At 65.3% G+C, this 22,201-nt stretch carries 15 protein-coding genes and 2 pseudogenes; 15 read left to right on the top strand and 2 right to left on the bottom strand.

Annotation, left to right across the window (positions count from 1 at the left end):
- Positions 1 to 34 precede the first annotated feature (34 nt).
- The 10 genes from DIE06_RS10695 (at position 35) to DIE06_RS10645 (ending at position 13,886) form a co-directional block, all read left to right on the top strand.
- Entirely contained in the window at positions 35 to 1,066 is a 1,032-nt protein-coding gene (locus DIE06_RS10695; RefSeq protein ID WP_124661393.1) for a LacI family DNA-binding transcriptional regulator, read from the top strand.
- Positions 1,063 to 1,992, top strand: a complete 930-nt coding sequence (gene rbsK, locus DIE06_RS10690) for a ribokinase (RefSeq protein ID WP_124661392.1) — start codon at positions 1,063 to 1,065, stop codon at positions 1,990 to 1,992. Before DIE06_RS10695 ends, rbsK begins: the two co-directional genes overlap by 4 nt.
- Before the next feature lie 277 nt (positions 1,993 to 2,269).
- Positions 2,270 to 4,021 (top strand): methyl-accepting chemotaxis protein, encoded by a 1,752-nt coding sequence (locus DIE06_RS10685; protein WP_124661428.1) that lies wholly within the window; start codon positions 2,270 to 2,272, stop codon positions 4,019 to 4,021.
- Positions 4,022 to 4,530: 509 nt separating this feature from the next.
- Positions 4,531 to 6,453 carry a PrkA family serine protein kinase gene (locus tag DIE06_RS10675; RefSeq protein WP_057924430.1) on the top strand — a complete coding sequence of 641 codons (1,923 nt, stop codon included), beginning with the start codon at positions 4,531 to 4,533 and terminating at the stop codon, positions 6,451 to 6,453.
- Between the two features lie 125 nt (positions 6,454 to 6,578).
- A complete protein-coding gene (locus DIE06_RS10670) occupies positions 6,579 to 7,847 on the top strand; it encodes a YeaH/YhbH family protein (protein ID WP_124661391.1) in 1,269 nt (422 codons plus the stop codon).
- Positions 7,844 to 9,523, top strand: coding sequence for a SpoVR family protein (locus DIE06_RS10665; RefSeq protein ID WP_124661390.1), 1,680 nt, complete (start codon positions 7,844 to 7,846; stop codon positions 9,521 to 9,523). The genes DIE06_RS10670 and DIE06_RS10665 overlap by 4 nt, the downstream gene beginning before the upstream one ends.
- Positions 9,524 to 9,755: 232 nt before the next feature.
- Positions 9,756 to 11,060 carry an MFS family transporter gene (locus tag DIE06_RS10660; RefSeq protein ID WP_124610727.1) on the top strand — a complete coding sequence of 435 codons (1,305 nt, stop codon included), beginning with the start codon at positions 9,756 to 9,758 and terminating at the stop codon, positions 11,058 to 11,060.
- Between the two features lie 454 nt (positions 11,061 to 11,514).
- On the top strand, positions 11,515 to 12,330 hold the full coding sequence (locus DIE06_RS10655; protein ID WP_124661389.1) for an ABC transporter substrate-binding protein: 816 nt from the start codon (positions 11,515 to 11,517) through the stop codon (positions 12,328 to 12,330).
- Between the two features lie 105 nt (positions 12,331 to 12,435).
- Positions 12,436 to 13,158 (top strand): amino acid ABC transporter permease, encoded by a 723-nt coding sequence (locus DIE06_RS10650; RefSeq protein ID WP_124661388.1) that lies wholly within the window; start codon positions 12,436 to 12,438, stop codon positions 13,156 to 13,158.
- 2 nt (positions 13,159 to 13,160) lie between these two features.
- Positions 13,161 to 13,886, top strand: a complete 726-nt coding sequence (locus DIE06_RS10645) for an amino acid ABC transporter permease (protein ID WP_124661387.1) — start codon at positions 13,161 to 13,163, stop codon at positions 13,884 to 13,886.
- A 112-nt stretch (positions 13,887 to 13,998) separates the two neighbouring features.
- On the opposite strand, the gene DIE06_RS10640 is transcribed toward DIE06_RS10645, so the two are convergent.
- A complete protein-coding gene (locus tag DIE06_RS10640) occupies positions 13,999 to 15,276 on the bottom strand; it encodes a M23 family metallopeptidase (RefSeq protein ID WP_124661386.1) in 1,278 nt (425 codons plus the stop codon).
- 312 nt (positions 15,277 to 15,588) lie between these two features.
- Positions 15,589 to 15,966 (bottom strand): annotated as a pseudogene (locus DIE06_RS10635) (TetR family transcriptional regulator); the annotation flags it as partial.
- Between DIE06_RS10635 and DIE06_RS10630 the strand changes: the two are divergent.
- The 5 genes and pseudogenes from DIE06_RS10630 to DIE06_RS10610 form a co-directional block, all read left to right on the top strand.
- Positions 15,958 to 16,254, top strand: a pseudogene (locus DIE06_RS10630) (multidrug transporter); the annotation flags it as partial. The pseudogenes DIE06_RS10635 and DIE06_RS10630 overlap by 9 nt on opposite strands.
- An 868-nt stretch (positions 16,255 to 17,122) precedes the next feature.
- Positions 17,123 to 17,635, top strand: a complete 513-nt coding sequence (locus DIE06_RS10625; protein ID WP_124661385.1) for a fimbrial protein — start codon at positions 17,123 to 17,125, stop codon at positions 17,633 to 17,635.
- Between the two features lie 122 nt (positions 17,636 to 17,757).
- Positions 17,758 to 20,211: a fimbria/pilus outer membrane usher protein gene (locus DIE06_RS10620; protein WP_124661427.1), complete on the top strand. Its 2,454-nt coding sequence runs from the start codon at positions 17,758 to 17,760 to the stop codon at positions 20,209 to 20,211.
- Positions 20,212 to 20,227: 16 nt separating this feature from the next.
- Entirely contained in the window at positions 20,228 to 20,974 is a 747-nt protein-coding gene (locus tag DIE06_RS10615; protein ID WP_124661384.1) for a molecular chaperone, read from the top strand.
- Positions 20,971 to 21,993, top strand: a complete 1,023-nt coding sequence (locus tag DIE06_RS10610; RefSeq protein WP_124661426.1) for a fimbrial protein — start codon at positions 20,971 to 20,973, stop codon at positions 21,991 to 21,993. The genes DIE06_RS10615 and DIE06_RS10610 overlap by 4 nt, the downstream gene beginning before the upstream one ends.
- The last annotated feature ends 208 nt before the right edge of the window (positions 21,994 to 22,201 follow it).

Raw genomic sequence — 22,201 nt, 5'->3', positions numbered from 1 at the left:
ACTACACAGAAAGCAGACCAGAGAGAAACGGGAAATGGCGACGATCAAGGATGTGGCGGCCATGGCGGGCGTGTCGTTTACGACCGTCTCGCACGTGGTGAACAATTCGCGGCCGGTGTCCGCGGATGTGCGTGCGAAGGTCGAGGGGGCGATCCGCGAGCTGAACTACGTGCCGTCGGCGGTGGCGCGCTCGCTGAAGGCGCGCTCGACGGCGACCATCGGCCTCGTCGTGCCGAACAGCACGAATCCGTACTTCGCGGAGCTGGCGCGCGGCATCGAGGACCAGTGCGCGGCGAACGGCTATTGCGTGTTCTTCTGCAATTCGGACGACGATCCCGTGAAACAGCGCAACTACCTGCGCGTGCTGCAGGAAAAGCGCATCGACGGGCTGATCGTCGCGTCGGCCGGCGAGGACGCGGTGCTCGCGCAGACGCTCGCGGACGCGCATGCGCCGCTCGTCGTCGTCGACCGCAACATCGAGGGGCTCGCGGCCGACCTCGTGCAGATCGACCACGAACGCGGCGCCTACCTGGCGACGCGTCACCTGCTCGAACTCGGGCACGCGAAGATCGGCTGCATCACCGGGCCGACCGACACGGCCGTCAGCGCGATGCGCGTGCACGGCTTCATCCGCGCGATGGCCGAGCGCGGAATCGACATCGTGCCGGGCGCGATCGCGGAAAGCGATTTTTCGTGCCTCGGCGGCTATCACGCGGCATCGCGGCTGTTCGAGTCGGTGCGCCCCAGCGCGATTTTCGCGGGCAACGACCTGATGGGCGTCGGCGCGCTGCGCGCGGCGGCCGAGCGCGGGATGCGCGTGCCGGACGACTGCTCGATCATCGGCTTCGACGATATCGAATTCTCTCGCTACACGTACCCGGCGCTGTCGACGGTCGGCCAGTCGGTGCGCGCGCTCGGCGAAATGGCCGCGCAGACGCTGATCGAGCGAATCGGCGGCGGCTCGACGGCTGCGCCGAGCCGCCGTCGCGTCGTGTCGCCACGCCTCGTGCTGCGCGAATCGACGGCGGTCTACCGCGAACCGGCTGCGCCCGGCGGTCGTCCATGACGGCGCGTGCGGCAGGCGCCGGCCGCGTGACGGTGGTCGGCAGCCTCAACATGGATCTCGTCGTGCGGGCGCCGCGGCTGCCGTTGCCGGGCGAAACGCTCGCTGGTCACGCCTACGCGCAGGCCGCGGGCGGCAAGGGCGGCAACCAGGCCGTCGCGGCCGCGCGGCTCGGCGCGCAGGTTGCGATGATCGGTTGCGTCGGCGCGGATGCGCACGGCACCGCGCTGCGGGCCGGCCTCGAGACCGAAGGCATCGACTGCTCGCGGCTCGCGACGAGCGCAACGGCGTCGACCGGCGTTGCATTGATCGTCGTCGACGACGCCAGCCAGAACACGATCGTGATCGTCGCGGGCGGCAACGGCGAGGTCACGACCGACACGGTGGCGCGGCACAACGCGGCGCTGGCCGCGACCGACGTGCTGATCTGCCAGCTCGAGACGCCACCGGACGCCGTGTTCGCGGCGCTGTCGGCCGGGCGGCGGCTCGGCCGTACCGTGGTGCTCAATCCGGCGCCGGCCGTCGCGCCGCTGCCCGACGGCTGGCTGCCGCTGGTCGATTACCTGATCCCGAACGAAGTCGAGGCGGCCGCGCTGACCGGGCTGCCGGTGCGCAATCCGGCCGAGGCGGAAGCCGCGGCGCGTGCGTTGCAGGCGGCCGGCGCACGCAATGTGCTGATCACGCTCGGTGCACGCGGCGTGTTCGCGCTGACGGCCGACGGCGTGGCGCGCCACTATCCGGCACCCGTCGTCAAGGCGGTCGACACGACCGCGGCCGGCGATACCTTCATCGGCGGTTTCGCCGCGCGGCTCGCGGCCGGCGAGGACGTCGACTCGGCCATCCGCTTCGCACAACGCGCGGCGGCGCTGTCGGTCACGCGCGCAGGCGCGCAGCCGTCGATTCCCACCCTCGCCGAACTGGCCGAATAGGGCTCGATCGCGCATCGCAGCCGGCGCCTGCGGCAGCAGGCGGCCGGCTATCCTTCCCCTATTTTCCGGAATCCGACCTGCGTCCCGTCATTTCATGTCACGGGTCGCAAGCTTCGCATCCATTATTCCGAAATATGTAATAAGCAGATGGATTGCGGGGAAAATTGCTGTCAATACCATCAAGTTGTGCGACGGACGGTCGTAAATGCATCGGAGCGAAACACTGTTTCGAAAAACGGGCCGGGCCCGTCCATGACGACGCAACACAGGAAGAATGATGGTGATCGGAAACCTGACGATACGTGCGCGCATCGGTTTGACGATGGCGTTTCTCGCGGTACTGCTGGGGGTGATCGGTGTACTCGGTGTGTACGGAATGACGCGCACGAACGACGCGACGCGCGAGATTTTCACGAACCAGATGCCGAGCGCGGTCGACGTGGCCGTGGCGGAGATGTACTCGGCACGCGAGCGCCTCGCGCTCGATCGCGCCGCACTGCTGGCCGGCACGCCCGACGCCGCGGCCGCGGTGGAGCGCAGCCGCGCGATGCGCACGCAGTCCGACGCGTGGTGGCAAAAGTACCTTGCGCTGCCGCGCGGCCCGGAGGAGGACCGGATCGCGCAGGACGTCGCCGCGAAGCGGCAGGCGCTGCAGCGCAGTTGCGACGCGTTCGGGAGCATCGTCGGGACCGGCGACCACGACCGGATCGGCGAGGGCGCCAAGCAGCTGCAGGTGCTTTACAGCGATCTCTCGACCGCAAGCGAAGCGCTGCGCAATTTTCAGTTCACCGACGCACAGGCGGGCTTCGACCGCGCGGAATCGGTGTATGAAACGCTGCGCGTGGTGTCGATCGTTGCGCTGGCGGCCGGTTTCGTCGCCGCGGTGCTGTCGTGGCTGACGCTCAGCCGTGCGATCGGCCGTCCGCTCGCGGACGCGCTCGCGCATTTCGACGCGATCGCCGCGGGCGACCTGCGCCGCTCGATCGTGGTGCATCGGCGCGACGAAATGGGCCAGCTTCTCGACGGTCTCGCGAAGATGCAGCGCGGGCTGGTCGACACGGTGCGCACCGTGCGCGGCGGCAGCGAGTCGATCGCGACCGCGGCCCGGCAGATCGCCGCCGGCAACATCGACCTGTCGTCGCGTACGGAAGAGCAGGCATCCGCGCTGCAGGAGACCGCATCGAGCATGGAGCAACTGACCGGCACCGTGAAGCAGAACGCGGACAATGCGCGGCAAGCAAGCTCACTGGCCGCGAACGCGTCGGAGATTGCAAACAAGGGCAATACGGTGGTCGGCCAGGTGGTCGGCACGATGGGCGAGATCAACGACAGCTCCGCGAAGATCGCGGACATCATCGCAATCATCGAGGGAATCGCGTTCCAGACCAACATCCTGGCACTGAACGCAGCCGTCGAAGCCGCGCGTGCCGGCGAGGAAGGCCGCGGCTTCGCGGTCGTCGCGGGCGAGGTGCGCAGCCTCGCGCAGCGTTCGTCGAGCGCGGCCAAGGAAATCAAGATGCTGATCGACGCGTCGGTGGAGCGCATCCGGACGGGGTCGACGCTGGTCGACGAAGCCGGCCGCACGATGAGCGACGTGATCGGTGCGGTGCAGCGCGTGACGGACATCATGGGCGAGATCGCGGCGGCGTCCGAGGAACAGAGCGGCGGCATCGACCAGGTCGCGCGCGCGGTCGCGCAGATGGACGAGGTCACGCAGCAGAACGCCGCGCTCGTCGAGGAAGCGGCGGCGGCCGCGCAATCGCTCGACGAACAGGCCACGCGCCTGCGCGAGACGGCGTCGGTGTTCCGGATCGACGACGACGCGGCGCACCCGGCCGCCGCCGCACGTCAGGCGCCGCGCACGGTGCCCGCACCGGCCGCGGTGCCGGTTTCGTCGCCCGCACCGACCGTCGCACGCGACGATCGCGACGCAGCGCCGAAACGCGTCGCGCCGGCGCGCAAGCCGGCGGCCGCGTCCGCCGCACCTGCGCCGGTGGCTGCCGGCGCCGACGACTGGGAGACGTTCTGATTCGCGCGCGCCGCGCATCTATCCCCATTTGGTAGCACACGACGCCCGCGACATGCGGGCGTCGTCGTTTCGGCGACCGACGGAATGTGACGGCGCACGTGAACGTCCGTGCATCGCCGCGCGTTGCATGTGCGCATCCGCGCTACGGGTATCTCCGGACGATGCGAAAAAAATTTGTAACGGCGCACGACGCGTGTCGTCGTAAACGTCCGCTCGAACGTCTAGGGATGAAGGGGAGGGTGAAGGGCGCAGCGACGACGACGGGGGTGTCCAACACACGAGACGTTCCGATGCTCGACGAGACGTGACGGATGCAGTTTCTGCGACACGGGAGATTGATTGTAAAGCGTCGAAATGCGTTGTCCAACCGGTGTTGTCGAGAATGACGAACTTCATACGAAGAGTTCGTGAAAAAAAATAAGAAAGGGTTTAGGATGAATTCGAACGCGCTTGCTTCTGCGCAGTCATAGAAGGCAAGCACGTCTTCAGACTCAGGCGAGGGAGGTAGCATGGATATTTACAGCAGCTTCGCGAACCGCTTCGAAAAGACGCGAGAGGAAGAGTTCTCGCTGGAGGAGTACCTCGCGCTCTGCAAGAACGATCCGTCAGCGTACGCCACGGCAGGCGAACGCATGCTGGCTGCAATCGGGGAACCTGAACAAATCGATACCCGCATCGACCCGCGCCTGTCGCGGATCTTCGCGAACAAGGTTATCAAGGTCTATCCGGCGTTCCGCGAGTTCTACGGCATGGAGGAAGTGATCGAGCAGGTGGTCGCATACTTCCGCCACGCCGCGCAAGGGCTCGAGGAGAAGAAGCAGATCCTCTACCTGCTCGGTCCGGTCGGTGGCGGCAAGTCGTCGATCGCCGAGCGCCTGAAGCAACTGATGGAGCGCGTGCCGTTCTATTCGCTGAAGGGTTCGCCCGTCAACGAATCGCCGCTCGGGCTGTTCGACTACGACGAAGACGGCCCGATCCTCGAAGAGCAATACGGCATTCCGCGCCGTTACCTGAAGAACATCCTGAGTCCGTGGGCCGTCAAGCGCCTGCACGAATACAACGGCGACATCCGCCAGTTCCGCGTGGTGCGCCGCTATCCGTCGATCCTCCGGCAGATCGGCATCGCGAAGACGGAGCCTGGTGACGAGAACAACCAGGATATTTCCTCGCTCGTCGGCAAGGTCGACATTCGCAAGCTCGAACAGTACGCGCAGGACGATGCCGATGCGTACAGCTACTCGGGCGGCCTGTGCCTGGCGAACCAGGGGCTGCTCGAATTCGTCGAAATGTTCAAGGCGCCGATCAAGGTGCTGCACCCGCTGCTGACCGCGACGCAGGAAGGCAACTTCAAGGGCACCGAAGGATTCGGCGCGATTCCGTTCGACGGGGTGATCCTCGCGCACTCGAACGAGTCTGAGTGGAAGGCATTCCGCAACAACCGCAACAACGAGGCACTGCTCGACCGGATCTTCGTCGTGAAGGTGCCGTACTGCCTGCGCGTGTCGGAAGAGGTCAAGATCTACGAGAAGCTGATCCGCAACTCGTCGCTCGCCGAAGCCGTGTGCGCGCCGGGCACGCTGAAGATGATGTCGCAGTTCTCGGTGCTGTCGCGCCTGCACGAGCCGGAGAATTCAAGCCTGTTCTCGAAGATGCAGGTATACGACGGCGAGAACCTGAAGGACACCGATCCGAAGGCGAAGTCGTATCAGGAGTATCGCGACTACGCGGGCGTGGACGAAGGGATGACGGGCGTATCGACGCGCTTCGCGTTCAAGATCCTGTCGCGCGTGTTCAACTTCGATTCGAGCGAGGTCGCGGCGAACCCCGTGCACCTGATGTACGTGCTCGAACAGCAGATCGAGCGCGAACAGTTCCCGCCGGAAACCGAGCAGAAGTACTTGTCCTTCGTGAAGGACGTGCTCGCGTCGCGCTACGCGGAATTCATCGGCAAGGAGATCCAGACGGCGTACCTCGAATCGTATTCCGAGTATGGTCAGAACATCTTCGACCGCTACGTCACGTATGCGGACTTCTGGATCCAGGATCAGGAATTCCGCGACCACGACACGGGCGAGAGCTTCGACCGCGCCGCGCTGAATGCCGAGCTGGAGAAGATCGAGAAGCCGGCCGGCATCAGCAATCCGAAGGATTTCCGCAACGAGATCGTGAACTTCGTGTTGCGCGCGCGGGCGGCCAACGCCGGGAAGAACCCCGTGTGGACGAGCTACGAGAAGTTGCGCGTCGTGATCGAGAAGAAGATGTTCTCGAATACCGAGGAACTGTTGCCGGTCATTTCGTTCAACGCGAAGGGGTCGGCGGAGGAGCAACGCAAGCATGAGGACTTTGTGAACCGGATGGTCGCGAAGGGCTATACGCCGAAGCAGGTGAGGCTGCTTTGCGACTGGTACCTGCGCGTGCGCAAGTCGTCATGACGCGCGCGGTACCGCGCCCGTGCGGCGAGTCCGTACGGGCGCCTTCAGAGGCGCCGCCCGCATGACGGCAGACGGCATGCGCGGCGAGTGCCCCGGCAGATCGACTTTCGAGCGGGAGACCGGGAGTGCTTCATCAAATCATCGACCGCAGGCTGGCCGGCAAGAACAAGAGCATCGCCAACCGCGAACGCTTTCTGCGTCGCGTCAAGAACTACATTCGTCGTGCCGTGTCCGACGCGGTGCGCGACCGTAGTATCAAGGATATTCAGAGCACGCAAAGCATCACGATTCCCCGCAAGGACATCGCGGAGCCGAATTTCCGGCACGGGCCAGGCGGGCGTCGTGAATACGTGCACCCGGGCAACGAGGACTACGTGCGCGGCGACAAGATTCCGCGTCCGCAGGGCGGCTCGGGCGGAGGCGGCAGTCAGGCGAGCAACGAAGGCGAAGGGCAGGACGACTTCGTGTTCGAACTGTCCCGCGACGAGTTCATGCAGTATTTCTTCGACGATCTCGAACTGCCGCGCCTCGTGAAGACGCACCTGCTCACGGTGCCGAGCTGGAAGAACGTGCGCGCGGGCTGGTCGGCGGAAGGCACGCCGAACAACATCGACGTCGTGCGCTCGCTGCGCAGCGCGCTCGGCCGGCGCATCGCACTCGGCTCGCCGCTCGTCAACGAGCTGCGCGAGCTCGAGGCGCGGCTCGAGGCGCTGAAGGGCGACACCGACGATCGCCGCGAGGAAATCGCCGTGCTCGAGGCCGAGATCCATCACCTGAAGGGGCGCATCTGGCGGATCCCGTTCATCGATCCGTTCGACCTGCGCTACATCAACCGCGTGAAGCAGCCGCAGCCGTCGAGTCAGGCCGTGATGTTCTGCCTGATGGACGTGTCGGGCTCGATGGACGAGCAGCGCAAGGATCTGTCGAAGCGTTTCTTCATCCTGCTGTACCTGTTCCTGAAGCGCAACTACGAGCGCATCGAGGTGGTGTTCATTCGTCACCACACGCGTGCGGAGGAGGTCGACGAAGATACCTTCTTCCACTCGACCGAAAGCGGCGGCACGGTCGTGTCGAGCGCGCTCGAGCTGATGCGCAAGGTGATGAACGAGCGCTACTCGCCGACCGAGTGGAACATCTACGGCGCGCAGGCGTCCGACGGCGACAACTGGACCGACGATTCGCCGAAGTGTCGCAAAATCCTGGAAGAGGATATCCTCACGAAGACGCGTTACTTCGCGTATATCCAGGTCGCGCCGGAAGAGCAGAATCTGTGGCTGGAATACGCGCAACTGGCGTTGTCGCAACCGCATCTCGCGATGAAAAAAGTGGAATCGGCTGCCGACATCTACCCGGTGTTTCGCGAATTGTTCGAAAAGCAGGTGGAAATGTCATGACGACCCGCCATCTGCACAACGAGTCGCGCGGCTACGAGCCGCGCCCTTCCGGCGACGACACGGCCGGTCCTGCCGCATCGCAGCAAAGCGGCCGGACCGAACCGGCGCCGCCGGCCGCCGACTTGCCCGGTGCCGGGCAGAAGGAAGCGCGTATGAACGTTGCCGAACGCAAGCCGCTGCCGTGCCCGTCCGACTGGACGTTCGAACTGCTCGAGGAATACGACACGCACATCGCGCAGGTCGCCGAGCAATACGAGCTCGATATCTATCCGATCCAGCTCGAACTGATCAGCGCCGAGCAGATGATGGATGCCTATGCGTCGGTCGGGATGCCCGTCAACTATCGCCACTGGTCGTTCGGCAAGCATTTCCTGTCGACCGAGAAGAGTTATCGCCGCGGCCAGATGGGCCTCGCGTACGAAATCGTCATCAACTCGAACCCCTGCATCGCGTATCTGATGGAAGAGAACACGATGACGATGCAGGCGCTCGTCATCGCGCACGCGGCGTACGGGCACAACTCGTTCTTCAAGGGCAACTACCTGTTCCGGCTGTGGACCGACGCGCACGCGATCATCGACTATCTCGTGTACGCGAAGAACTATGTCGCGGAATGCGAGGAGCGCTACGGCCTCGATCGCGTCGAGGAGCTGCTCGACTCGTGCCATGCGCTGATGAACTACGGCGTCGACCGCTACAAGCGGCCGCAGAAACCGTCGCTGTCGAAGGAGGCCGCGCTGCGGCGCGAGCGCGAGGCGTATCTGCAGTCGCAGGTGAATGAACTGTGGCGCACGCTGCCGGGCAAGAAGCCCGAGCTGATGGAGGAGCAGGAGGGGCGTTATCCGCCGGAACCGCAGGAAAACCTGCTGTATTTCGCGGAAAAGAACGCGCCGCTGCTCGAGCCGTGGGAGCGCGAAGTGATCCGCATCGTGCGCAAGATCGGCCAGTACTTCTATCCGCAGCGGCAGACGCAGGTGATGAACGAAGGCTGGGCGACGTTCTGGCACTACACGCTGCTGAACACGCTGTACAACCAGGGCAAGCTGGAAGACGGCTTCATGATGCAGTTCCTGCATTCGCACAGCAACGTGGTCTACCAGCCGCCCGTCACGAAGCCGTACTACAGCGGGATCAACCCGTATGCGCTCGGTTTCTCGATGATGAGCGACATCCGCCGGATCTGCGAAGCGCCGACTGAAGAGGACTACAAGTGGTTTCCGGAGATCGCGGGCACTCCGTGGCTGCCGGCGATGCACTACGCGATGCGCAACTTCAAGGACGAGAGCTTCATCGCGCAGTACCTGTCGCCGCACCTGATCCGCGAGATGCGGTTGTTCTCGGTGCTCGACGACGACATGCGCGATTCGCTCGAGGTGTCGGCCATTCACGACGAGTCCGGCTACCAGTACGTGCGGCAGGCGTTGTCGCGGCAGTACGACATTCATCACCGCGAGCCGAATATCCAGGTGTGGGCCGTGAACACGCGCGGCGACCGCAGCCTCACGCTGCGCCACTTCATGACCGACAACCGCCATCTGTCGAACGACAGCGAGGAAGTGCTCAAGCACATGGCGCGGCTCTGGCAGTTCGACGTCTACCTGGAAAGCGTCGACGAGGCCGGCACCGTGCGCAAGCGCTACGAGTGCCGCTATGTGCCGCCGGAGGTGCGTGTCTGAGTCTCACCGAGCATAGCTTGCATCGGACGCCAGCCTGACGGCTGGCGTTTTCATATGACGAACGCGCGGCGGGAGAAGATTCTTCTACATCCGGACGAACCCGGAAAGCCTGTTACTTTACATTTCGCTAAAATCCCGTAGCGCCGTGCGCCGGAACCGGTGCCACGTGCGACCGCACGCGGCGGCCCGCAGCCGTCTCGCCCAGAAAGTACTAAAAGGAACAGACCAACCCATGGACGTCCAGACCGACCAAGCTGCGCTGTCCGCGCATGACACCCGGCGGCGCGTGTTCGCCATTGTCGGCGCCTCGTCGGGCAACCTCGTCGAGTGGTTCGACTTCTACATCTACTCGTTCTGCGCGCTGTATTTCGCGCCCGCGTTCTTTCCGAGCGGCAATACGACGACGCAGTTGCTGAACACGGCAGGCGTGTTCGCGGCCGGCTTCCTGATGCGTCCGATCGGCGGCTGGCTGTTCGGCCGCATCGCCGACCGTCACGGCCGCCGCGCGGCGATGATGATCTCGGTCCTGATGATGTGCGGCGGCTCGCTCGTGATCGCGGTGCTGCCGACCTATGCGCAGATCGGCGCGCTGGCGCCGGCGCTGCTGCTGGTCGCGCGCCTGTTCCAGGGGCTGTCGGTGGGCGGCGAATACGGCACGAGCGCAACCTACATGAGCGAGGTCGCGCTGAAGGGGCGGCGCGGCTTCTTCGCGTCGTTCCAGTACGTGACGCTGATCGGCGGCCAGCTGTGCGCGCTGCTGGTGCTCGTGATCCTGCAGCAGGCGCTGTCGAATGACGAACTGAAGGCGTGGGGCTGGCGCATTCCGTTCGTCTGCGGGGCGGCGGCCGCGCTGATCTCGCTGTACCTGCGCAAATCGCTCGACGAGACGTCGACGAGCGCATCGCGCGACAAGAAGGACGCCGGCACGATCCGCGGCGTGTGGCAACACAAGGGGGCATTCTTCACGGTGGTCGGCTTCACGGCCGGCGGCTCGCTGATCTTCTATACGTTCACGACGTACATGCAGAAGTACCTGGTGAACACGGCCGGCATGCACGCGAAGACGGCCAGTAACGTGATGACCGTCGCGCTGCTCGTCTACATGCTGATCCAGCCGGTGTTCGGCGCGCTGTCCGACAAGATCGGCCGCCGCACGTCGATGATCCTGTTCGGCACGTTCGCGGTGATCGGCACGGTGCCGCTGATGCACGCGCTGAAGACCGTGACGAGCCCGACGGCCGCGTTCGTGCTGATCACGATCGCGCTGGCGATCGTCAGCTTCTACACGTCGATCAGCGGCCTCATCAAGGCCGAGATGTTTCCGCCCGAAGTGCGCGCGATGGGCGTCGGCCTGTCGTATGCGGTCGCGAACGCGATCTTCGGCGGCTCGGCCGAGTACGTCGCGCTGTGGTTCAAGTCGATCGGCAGCGAGGAAACCTTCTACTGGTACGTGACGGTGCTGTGCGCGATCTCGCTGATCGTGTCGTGGCGGATGCGCGATCCGAGCAAGGAAGGGTATCTGCGTCACGAACCGTGATCGACAGGGCAGCCCGGCCAGGCTGCCCATATCGACCGGCAACGTGCAACAGGACGGCGCTCCGCCACGCAGGCGGCGCGCCGTTTTTTCATGCGCGGCGTCTTAGCGTGGACGCGTGCGGGCTCATCGCCGGCCGCACGATATCGATATCGCAATCGCTTCGTTGTCCGCCGCGGGCGATGCTTTTATTCTGAGCGTGTAGTTCGTGTGACACCTCCTTGACTGGGATTCGCGCCCGCTGCGTGCAGCGGGCGTTTTTTTGTGCGCATGCGTTGCATGCGGCCCCTGCAAGCCTCATCACGAAACCCGCAGAGCAAAGCACCATTCGTTGGTTCGGAATCGCCGCACGCGCTGATACGTTAGCGGCTTCGCGACGACACCCGGCGTCGCGATGTTCCTCGAACCGGCCGCCGCGCGATCCGCGGCGGTCTTCATGACAAATCAGGTCGTGCACATGAAATTCCACACTCTCGCCACGTGGCTCGTCGGGGCCGCACTCGTCACGGCCGGCACGGTCGCGCATGCGGACCGCCTCGACGACATCCGGAAGGCCGGCGTACTGCGCGTCGCGACCTTCGACAGCAATCCGCCGTTCGGCTATGTCGACGGCAAGAACAATCACATCGTCGGCCTCGACGTCGACTATGCGAAAGCGCTGGCCGACAAGCTCGGCGTGAAGCTGCAACTGCAACCGACCAATCCCGCGAACCGCATTCCGTTCCTGACCTCCGGCAAGGTCGACCTGGTGCTCGCGAATTTCACGATCACCGACGAGCGCGCGAAGCAGGTCGACTTCAGCATCCCGTATTTCTCGTCGGGCCAGCAGTTTCTCGCGAAGAAGGGCGTGCTGAAATCGGCCGACCAGCTGAACGCCCTGCGCGTCGGCGTGGACAAGGGCACGACCAACGAGATCACGCTGCGCGAGAAATTCCCGAGGGCGACGATCGTCGCGTACGACGACACGCCGTTCGCATTCGCCGCGCTGCGCGCCGGCAACGTGCAGGCGATCACGCAGGACGGGCCGAAACTGATCGGCCTGCTCGCGAACGTGCCCGACAAGCAGAACTACGAGATCCCGGCGTTCACGATCTCGAACGACTATATGGGCGTCGGCGTGCCGAAGGGCGAGACGCGCTTGCTCGGCTTCGTGAACGACACGCTGAAGGGGCTCGAGGCGAACGGCCGCGCGGGGCAGATCTATGACGCGTGGTTCGGTCCGACGACGAAGACGCCGCTCACGCGCATCTTCCGCATCGGCGACAAGACCTGAGTCGCACGCACGATGCGCCGCGTTCCGCCGCCGGCCGTGCCGGAGGACAGCGATCGCGGCGTATTCCGTTTTTCCTGATCGCGTACTTCTCGCCCGCACCACAGCATGCTCGGTCTGGCTCCCAAATATCTGTCCTGGCTCTGGCAGGGCTTCCTGCTCACGCTCGGCCTCGCGGCCGCGTCGGCGCTCGCCGCGACCGTTGGCGGGCTGCTGCTCGCCGTCATGCGGCATGCGCGCGGCACGGCACCGCGCGCGCTGGCGGCCGGCTACGTCGTCGCGTTCCGCAATACGCCGCTGCTCGTGCAATTGCTGTTCTGGTACTTCGGCGTCGCGTCATTGCTGCCCGACACGTGGATCGCGTGGCTGAACGCGCGCCACGCACTGAGCGCGGGCCCGCTCACGCTCGCATGGCCGTCGTTCGAGTTCGTGGCCGGCTGGGTCGGGTTGAGCGCGTACACGGCCGCGTTCGTCGCCGAGGAATGCGAAGCCGGGCTGCGTGGCGTGCGCCGCGCACAGCATGATGCCGCCGCGGCGCTCGGCCTCACGCCGATGCAGTCGCTGCGCTACGTGGTGCTGCCGCAGGCCGTGCGCATCGCGCTGCCGCCGCTGTTCGGCCAATACATGAATCTCGTGAAGAACTCGTCGCTCGCGATGGCGATCGGTGTCGCCGAGCTGTCGTATGCGTCGCGGCAGGTCGAGACGGAGACGTTCAAGACCTTTGCCGCGTTCGGTGTCGCGACCGTGCTGTACGTCGCCGCGGTGGCCGCGATCGAGGCCGGCGCCTATGCGGCCACGCAATGGCGCGACCGGCTCGGGGCGGGGCGGTGACGATGGACTTCTCGCTGCTGCTCGACAACCTGCCGTACCTGCTCGTCGGCGCATTCCCGGATGGCCCGATCGGCGGTGCCGCGCTGTCGCTCGTGCTCGCGATCGCGTCGGCCATCGCGTCGGCGGTGCTGGGCGTGGCACTCGGCGTCGCGATGGCGCTCGCGCGCGGCCCGCTACGCGTGCTGCTGCTCGCGTTCATCGGCTTCTTCCGCGCGATTCCGGTGCTGATGCTGATCTTCTGGACGTATTTCCTGATGCCGATGCTGCTGCACATGGACGTGCCGGGACTCGCGACGGTCGTGTGCGCGCTGGCGCTGATCGGCGGTGCGTATCTCGCGCATGCGGTGCATGCGGGCATCGTCGCGGCCGGCGACGGACAGTGGCAGGCGGGGCTGTCGCTCGGGCTCACGCGCTGGCAGACGGTGCGCTACGTATTGCTGCCGCAGGCGATCCTGATCATGACGCCGTCGTTCGTCAACCAGTGGGTCGCGCTCGTGAAGGATACGTCGCTTGCCTATATCGTCGGCGTGCCGGAGCTGTCGTTCGTCGCGACGCAGGTGAACAACCGGCTGATGGTGTATCCGGCGCCGATCTTCCTGTTCGTCGCGGCGATCTATCTGGTGCTGTGCACGTGCCTCGACGGCGCGGCGCGCGGGTTGCTGTCGCGCCGCCCGCGTGCGCAGCGTATCGCGCAGGCGACGGCCGAGCGCACGGAACCCGCGCGCTGACGGTGGGGCGCATTGCCGCTGATGAGGATCGATGGCCTGCGGCTACCCGCGGCGCGGCGCGCCGCCACTGCGTGAGCGGCGACGGGCGTGACGGTGCTGCGGCGCGTCAGCGTCAGGACGCGCTGTAGTGCGTATCGAAGACCGCGCGCAGCGTCGACGGACCGGTCGCGAAGTCGCCCCACAGCGGGCCGTCGCTCTGCGCGAACGCGAGCGGCGTCGTACTGATCGACGCGAGGCGGAAGCGCCATTGCGCCGCTTCCTGGCGGAACGCGGTGAGCTGCATGTCGGACAGCCCCGTTTGCGCGCTCGCGAGCGTGACGAGCGGATCGACCGGATCGTTCGCGACGCGCACTTCGAAGTGCAGGTGCGGGCCGGTGGCCGCGCCGGTCATCCCGACCGAGCCGATGCGCTGGCCCTGCTTGACGGTTTCGCCGGTCTTCAGCCCGCGCGCGAACGCGGACAAATGCGCGTAGTAGGTCGAATAACCGTCCGCGTGATCGACGATCACATAGTGGCCGTAGCCGCCGGGATCGGTGCCGACGAACGACACGACGCCGTCGGCCGCCGCATTGACCGGCGTGCCGGACGGCGCGGCGAGATCGACGCCGGTATGGAATGCCATCGCCTGCGACAGCGGGTGGATGCGTTCGCCGAAGAACGAGCTGATGCGCGTCCATTTGACGGGCATCGTGAACGCGGCCGCTTCGAGCGGCGCGCCATCGAGCGTGTAGTACGCGCCGTGGTCGGCGCCCGGCGCGCGGAACCAGATCGCACCGAACGTGCGGCCCGCGACGCGCAACTCGAGCGCGGTGAGGTGCGGCGTGCCGTTGTTGGTGTCGTACGCGACGCGGTAGTAGTCGCCGCGCTGCGCACTCGCGCGCAGCGCGACCTTGCCGGTGACGAGGTCGCCGAGCTGGATGCGCACCTCGGGCGGCACGTCGAGACGGTTCAGCGTGTCGGACAGCGTGAGTTCGATGTCGCCCGCGCGCATCCCGTGCTGCTGTTCGGGCGGTGCGAACTGGAACAGGCTCGTATAGCCGAGCATGTCGTTGCGGTGCGCGCTGAGCGGCGCGAACAGGCCCGGCTGCGGGCTGCGATCACTGTGTTCGTTGAGTTCGTTGCGCTCGCCGATCGTGCGCGCGAGTTCGCTCGTCACGAAATGCTGCGCGGTGGGAAACGGCGTGTCGGACAGCACGCGCTGCGGAAGCGCGGCCGTGCCCGAATCGACGGCGCCCGGCAGTTGCGAGACGGCCGGCAGCGCGGCGACGAGGCCGAAGGCGGCGAGGGCGCCGAGCACGGCGGCCGGCACGAGCGCGCGCACGAGGCGCTGCGCGCGCCCGGGCGCGAAAGCATCAGGAGTTGCGGCAGGCTTGACCAAAGGTGTCCACATCCAGGAAAGCGGTTCAAAGAGGTGTGGGCGGGAGCCATCGGCGGCCTATCCGTCGGGTGGCGACGGGGGCGGGCGACGGGCGTGCAACAAAACAGGCCCCGCCAGGGGCCTGTGTCGTTTCCGTTCGACCCAACTCGCGGGCGAGCCCGCTTCGAACGGCGGCGTGAGCTTTCCGGGTCGAACCCGGTTTATCACGAAGACGCTAAAGAAAGATGACAGCGTCAGTCTACCGATGTTCCGCGGAACGTTAAAAATTTTAAAGAGGGTCAGCTCATTCGTTTCGCACTGCGGTAAATCGGGTTAAATCAGCATTTATTGCGCGGCTTTTCGTCGGGCAGGCAATTTTTGCGCGCGCACGCGCAGCGCGGTGGACGTCCCGACCGCGTCGAAACCGGCGTCGAGCATCGCTTCCGCGTCGTTCCACAGATTGCCGCGCAACCGGTTCGAGATCATCGACGCGAACACGCCTTCGAGCAGCGACACGAGATAGACGGCCGCGAGATGAACATCGAGATCGGCGGCGATTTCGCCGGCCGCGATCGCGCGGCGCAGCAGCGCGCCGTTCTCCTCGCTCTGCTCGCACTTCGTATAGAGGATCACGAGCACGCGCTGCATCGGGCCCGGCTCGCCGCGTTGCTGCAGATAATGCGACGCCGCGCGGCGCAGCGTGGCGAACGCGGGCAGACCGCGTTCCGCGAAGTGGCCGACGCGTTCGCCGCGCGCGACTGGATCGATCGCCAGCTTGCCGCGCAGCGGGACGTCTACACGGCGGACGGCGCGCGGCTGAAGCTCGCCGAGCGCCGCTATGCGGGCGGCGTCGCGACGTATCTCGAACTGCTCGACGCGCAGCGCAGCACGTACGAGTCGGGGCAGGCGCTGATCCGGCTCAAGGAACTCAGGCTCGCGAATGCGATTGCGCTGTATCGCGCGCTAGGCGGCGGGTGGGCGCCGGCATCGGCAGGGGACGCTGCCGCGTGATTCAGTCGCCGTGGGGGCGATCGCGCATTGCGATGGGTCGTCGTCCCCCTGGTCGGTGTTCGGTGTTGCTTCCATTGGGCCACCGGCAGAGATCGGCGATGCGCGCATCCGCGCGTCGTCGTCATCCATGTTTTTCTCCTGGCTGTCGCGCTGAAGGGCAGCCTTCGACTCGACACGCATCCCGGCGACCGATCGCGTCGCCGCATGGCCCCCGACCGTGCCGGACTTCCTCCTTTTCGATTCCATCCAGTGCGCCGAAACGTTGCGTGGACGTCGTGGCTCAGGTGCGCCGAATGTCGTGATGGCACGCGGCATTACATGCGGCTTTTAATCCCGGGTTGACGATTCAATTGATTCACGTATTACGAATAATGCAGGGCGGCAAAGTGTCGCGGCAAAACGTTTGTACGGATTGCGCAATCGTTTGCGCTGAAAATTCAGCATGGTGAAAATCGCTCGTTCATTTCCTCTCGGTTGAAAATCGCCGAATGTTTTCGTTGCGATCGGACAACGATGGCAGGATTTGACAGAATTTTGTCATTCCCGAATGGTGATTTTGAAAAGCCAAGCCCGGCAAGGAAAAGCGGGGTTGCTGCAATTTCAAAAAGAAAATGTCTTTAAATTTCAGTGGGTTCGCGAAGATCAAAAAGGACTGCGGACGAAAATATCGGGATTGAAGATTTCAGGGAAAGAGTGTGTGTGAAAGTACGTAAAGCGAAGATTGTCATGGATGATTTAACAATGATTTACAGAATTCTTTCATTCGTATCTCGATAATGCCGCCTCGTGACGGACGGGAGCCAACCACACGCTGCCTTTTGTATCCGCCACGTCGTCCATTCCCTTTGCAATTCTCACGGAAAACGTCATGAAAAAATCCCTCCTGACCGCTGTCGCACTCGCGGCCCTGTCCACGTCGGCCTTCGCAGATGGCACCGGCACGATCAACTTCACGGGCGAGATCGTCGCGGGCGCATGCGGCATCGATTCGGGCTCGGTCAACCAGACCGTGAACCTCGGCAAGGTGCCGACCCACACCTTCAAGCAGGCCGGCGACAAGTCCACGCCGACCAACTTCGACATCAAGCTGACCGACTGCGACACGAGCATCGCCCAGAGCGCGTACTTCACGTTCACGGGCACGTCGAGCGCGGGCCAGCCGAAGCTGCTCGCCACGATCGGCTCGGCCACCAACGTCGGCATCCGCCTGCAGGCCGCGTCGGGCGAATACCTCGACAACGGCGCCGAGCAGAAGGCGCCGACCGTGCTGCAAAACGGCACCAACGTCGCGCGCTTCGCGGCGATGTACGAAGCGACGGCAGCCGGCGTGACGCCGGGTACCGCCGACGGCGTCGCGAACTTCACGGTCCGCTACCAGTAAGCGTCCGTACCGGAGAAGGGGTGTGCACACCCTTTCTCCGTCTTTCCTGCCTTCCTGCTTCTTCTTCCTCGGACTTCCGGTAGCGCCGCGTGCGAATCAGACATTCCTTCCTTTGCGTCTCCGTGCTGGTGGTCGGCAGCCAGAGCCATGCGACGGAATTCAATTCGTCGTTCCTCGACATCGACGGCACGAGCAATGTCGACCTGTCGCAGTTCTCGCAGGCCGACTTCACGCTGCCGGGCGAGTACATGCTCGACGTGCAGGTCAACGACCTGTTCTACGGGCTGCAGGCGATCCAGTTCATCGCGCTCGACGCATCCGGCGCGGGCAAGCCGTGCCTGGCGCCGGAACTCGTCGCGCAGTTCGGGCTGAAGCCGTCGCTCGCGAAGGACCTGCCGCGCTTCCAGGGCGGACGTTGCGTCGATCTCGGCGCGATCGAGGGGGCGACCGTGCGTTACCTGAAGAGCGACGGACGGCTGAAGATCACGATTCCGCAGGCAGCGCTCGAATTCACCGATTCGACCTACCTGCCGCCGGAGCGGTGGTCCGAAGGCATTCCGGGCGCGATGCTCGACTATCGCGTGATCGCGAACACGAACCGCAACTTCGGCTCGGGCGACAGGCAGACGAATTCGATCCAGGCCTACGGCACGATCGGCGCGAACTGGGATGCCTGGCGCTTTCGCGGCGACTACCAGGCGCAGTCGAACGTGGGCAACACGGCGTACGCGGACCGCACGTTCCGCTTCAGCCGGCTTTACGCGTTTCGCGCGCTGCCGTCGATCCAGTCGACGGTGACGTTCGGCGACGACTACCTGAGCTCGGACATTTTCGACACGTTCGCGCTGACGGGCGCGTCGATCCGCAGCGACGACCGCATGCTGCCGCCTTCGCTGCGCGGCTACGCGCCGCTGATTTCGGGCGTCGCGCGTACCAACGCGACCGTGACCGTGTCGCAGGCGGGGCGGGTGCTGTACGTGACGCGCGTGTCGCCGGGCGCGTTCGCGCTGCAGAACATCAACACGAGCGTGCAGGGCACGCTCGACGTCGCGGTCGAGGAAGAGGACGGCAGCGTGCAGCGCTTCCAGGTAACGACGGCCGCCGTGCCGTTCCTCGCGCGCACCGGACAGCTGCGCTACAAGGCGGCCGTCGGCAAGCCGCGGCAGTTCGGCGGCGCCGGCATCACGCCGTTCTTCGGCTTTGGCGAAGCCGCGTACGGTCTGCCGTTCGACATCACGGTGTACGGCGGTTTCATCGCCGCTTCGGGCTATACGTCGATCGCGCTCGGCGTCGGCCGCGATTTCGGCACGTTCGGCGCGGTTTCGGCCGACGTCACGCATGCGCGCGCGCGCCTGTGGTGGAACGGCGCGACGCGCAACGGCAACTCGTACCGCATCAACTATTCGAAGCACTTCGACGGGCTCGACGCCGACGTTCGCTTCTTCGGCTATCGCTTCTCGGAGCGCGAGTACACCAACTTCGCGCAGTTCTCGGGCGACCCGACCGCGTACGGCCTCGCCAACAGCAAGCAGCGCTACTCGGCGACGATGTCGAAGCGCTTCGGCGACACGTCGACCTATTTCTCGTACGACCAGACGACCTACTGGGCGCGCGCGTCGGAGCAGCGCGTGGGCTTCACGCTGACGCGCGCGTTCTCGATCGGCGCATTGCGCAACCTGAACGTCAGCGTGTCGGCATTCCGCACGCAGAGCGCGGGCGCGAGCGGCAACCAGTTCTCGGTGACCGCGACGCTGCCGATCGGCGGCCGCCACACCGTCACGTCGAACCTGACGACGGGCAGTGGCAGCACGAGCGTGAACGCGGGCTACGTCTACGACGATCCTGCCGGCCGGACCTATCAGGTCAACGCGGGCGAGACCGACGGCCGCGCGTCGGCGAACGCGAGCTTCCGCCAGCGCACGTCGACGTACCAGCTGACCGCGCAGGCGTCGACGCTCGCCAACGCGTATGCGGCCGCGTCGCTCGAGGTCGACGGCTCGTTCGTCGCGACGCGGTACGGCGTGTCCGCGCACGCGAACGGCAATGCGGGCGATACGCGCCTGCTGGTGTCGACCGACGGCGTGCCCGGCGTGCCGCTGTCCGGCACGCTCACGCATACCGACTCGCGCGGCTATGCGGTGCTCGACGGGATCTCGCCGTACAACGTGTACGACGCGACCGTCAACGTCGAGAAGCTGCCGCTCGACGTGCAGGTGTCGAACCCGATCCAGCGCATGGTGCTGACCGACGGTGCGATCGGCTTCGCGAAGTTCGCCGTCGCGCGCGGCAGCAACCTGTACCTGACGCTGACCGATGCGGCCGGCAAGCCGCTACCGTTCGGCGCATCGGTGCAGGACGCGGCGAACGGCAAGGAGCTCGGCATCGTCGGCGAGGGCGGTGCCGCGTTCCTGACCCAGGTTCAGCCGAAATCCGCGCTCGCGGTGCGCGCGGGCGAACGCACGCTGTGCACGGTGGACGCACTGCCGAACCCGCTTCAACTCGAAGGCACGCCGATTCCGGTGACGTGCCAGGCACCCGGCGCGTCGCACGCAGCGGCCGCACGGGACGAACGATGATTTCACGGATCCCGCGATGAACCATGCTTTCCCCCTTTCCTTCCTGCGACGCATGTCGTGCATGCTGGCCGCGGCCAGCGCACTGCTCGCCGGCGCCGCGCACGCGGCGATCGTGCCGGACCGCACGCGGGTGATCTTCAACGAAGGCGAACAGGCCGCGATCGTCACGATCACCAACAAGAGCACGACGTATCCGTATCTCGTGCAATCGTGGCTCGAGGACGCGAAGGGCAACAAGATCACGTCGCCGCTGATGGTCGTGCCGCCGCTGCAGCGCGTCGAGGCGAACGAACGCAACGTGCTGCGGATCGCGAAGCTCCCTGGCGCTGCGCTGCCGGCCGATCGCGAATCGGTGTTCTACCTGAACATCCGCGAAGTGCCGCCCAGGACCGATACGCCGAACACGCTGCAGATCGCGCTGCATACGCAGATGAAGCTGTTCTACCGGCCGAAGGCCGTGCAGCCCGTGCGCGACGAGGACTGGACGCTGCCGATGACGCTGCGGGTGGACACGGCCGCGCACAGGCTCGTGCTCGACAACCCGACGCCGTACCACGTGACGGTGGTCGAGGTGACGGCAGGCGCGCAGAAGACGCCGGTGCCGATCGAGCCGGTGATGGTGAGCCCGATGAGCACGGCCGACGTGCCGTTCAAGGCCGCGGCGCCGTCGACGCTGTTCGTCACGCATATCGACGATTACGGCGGCCAGGTGGCGGTCGAGTATGCGTGCGACGCGGGTGCGTGCAAGAGCGTGAAGCGATGAGCGGCGGGATGCGCGAACGGCAATTGCCGGCGGCGTGGCTGCGCTGGCTCGTGCTCGCGTTGCTGGTCGCGGCGGCGCAGCCGGCGTGGGCACTGCGATGCCTGACGAACAGCGGCGCGACCTCGCTGACCGAGCCGATCGGCGGCGTTGCGTCGTATCCGACCGACGCGCCGGATGGATACGTGATCTGGGTGTCGCCGGTCCGCACGACGTCGGGGTATTGCTACAAGGACCTCGGCGACGCCGGCAGCCTGAAAGTCGTCGACAACATCTATTTCTACGCGAACCCGAATCGCACGAACCCGGCCGCGTGGGGGCTGGAAATCGGCATCCGCTACCAGGGTATCGACTACTTCGACAAGACGAGCAATCGCGGCGGCGGCGTGTTTACCGGGTATGCGGTGCCGCCGTGCAGCAGGTACGACTTCGACCGCGGGCGTTGTCAGCAGACCCGGATCAGCATCGACTACCAGGTCGTCGTGCGCAAGAAGGGCAACTGGGTCGAGCCGCCGAGCGATACCTACACGGTATTCCAGTTCGACGGCGAGTTCGGGCTGAATGCGTACAACCCGAGCTTCCAGTATCGCCTGAGCGGCTTGCGCAACCTCAAGCCGACGCCATGCTTCGTCGACGTGCTCGTGACGCCCGAACCGGGCATCGTCAATTTCGGTCAGGTACAGGCGGTGGGTAACGGCTTCCTGCCGGCGGTGCCGCGCAAGCGGTTCTCGTTGTCGTTGACCAAGAAGTGCAACGTCGCGGTGCGGGTCGATGGCTATTTCGAAACGAGCTTTCCGGTGCAGAACGGTTTGCTGGTGCCGGCGAAGGACAGCAATTTCGGTATCGGCATCGAGGACAGCCAGGGCAAGGCCATTCCGTTCAATCAGCAGTTCACGCTCGCGCAGTTTCCGTCGAACGTGATGAATCAAGGCGTGCTGATGGACGCGGTGCTGAAATCGTTCGGGCCGCCGAAGATCGGGCGATTCGATGCAACCGCAACGATCCGGTTGTTCATCTACTGACGTGACAGGCGTGGGCGCAGCCGGGCGCACCGTACACACGCTCGACAGCGCACCGACCCGCGAAAAGATCCGAACGCAGCGCGATCCTTTGCGCGCGCTCCCCATCAGCCGAAACGTCGCTCTCATCGATTGATCAGACAAATCCGACAGTCCGAAGGGGTATCTCGTAATCGTATTGAGAATGATTTGCGTTTACGTTAAATTGCGC

This window comes from Burkholderia sp. Bp8998, assembly GCF_003854235.1.
Taxonomy (GTDB): domain Bacteria; phylum Pseudomonadota; class Gammaproteobacteria; order Burkholderiales; family Burkholderiaceae; genus Burkholderia.
This window is presented reverse-complemented; position numbering and strand designations above follow the sequence as displayed.

Bases quoted from the DNA above. Each gene is read 5' to 3' on its own strand.
- DIE06_RS10660 (WP_124610727.1), top strand. From the start codon at position 9,756: ATGGACGTCCAGACCGACCAAGCTGCGCTGTCCGCGCATGACACCCGG.
- DIE06_RS10675 (WP_057924430.1), top strand. From the start codon at position 4,531: ATGGATATTTACAGCAGCTTCGCGAACCGCTTCGAAAAGACGCGAGAG.
- rbsK (WP_124661392.1), top strand. From the start codon at position 1,063: ATGACGGCGCGTGCGGCAGGCGCCGGCCGCGTGACGGTGGTCGGCAGC.
- DIE06_RS10695 (WP_124661393.1), top strand. From the start codon at position 35: ATGGCGACGATCAAGGATGTGGCGGCCATGGCGGGCGTGTCGTTTACG.
- DIE06_RS10615 (WP_124661384.1), top strand. From the start codon at position 20,228: ATGAACCATGCTTTCCCCCTTTCCTTCCTGCGACGCATGTCGTGCATG.
- DIE06_RS10640 (WP_124661386.1), bottom strand. From the start codon at position 15,276: ATGTGGACACCTTTGGTCAAGCCTGCCGCAACTCCTGATGCTTTCGCG.
- DIE06_RS10625 (WP_124661385.1), top strand. From the start codon at position 17,123: ATGAAAAAATCCCTCCTGACCGCTGTCGCACTCGCGGCCCTGTCCACG.
- DIE06_RS10610 (WP_124661426.1), top strand. From the start codon at position 20,971: ATGAGCGGCGGGATGCGCGAACGGCAATTGCCGGCGGCGTGGCTGCGC.
- DIE06_RS10655 (WP_124661389.1), top strand. From the start codon at position 11,515: ATGAAATTCCACACTCTCGCCACGTGGCTCGTCGGGGCCGCACTCGTC.
- DIE06_RS10665 (WP_124661390.1), top strand. From the start codon at position 7,844: ATGACGACCCGCCATCTGCACAACGAGTCGCGCGGCTACGAGCCGCGC.
- DIE06_RS10645 (WP_124661387.1), top strand. From the start codon at position 13,161: ATGGACTTCTCGCTGCTGCTCGACAACCTGCCGTACCTGCTCGTCGGC.
- DIE06_RS10685 (WP_124661428.1), top strand. From the start codon at position 2,270: ATGGTGATCGGAAACCTGACGATACGTGCGCGCATCGGTTTGACGATG.
- DIE06_RS10650 (WP_124661388.1), top strand. From the start codon at position 12,436: ATGCTCGGTCTGGCTCCCAAATATCTGTCCTGGCTCTGGCAGGGCTTC.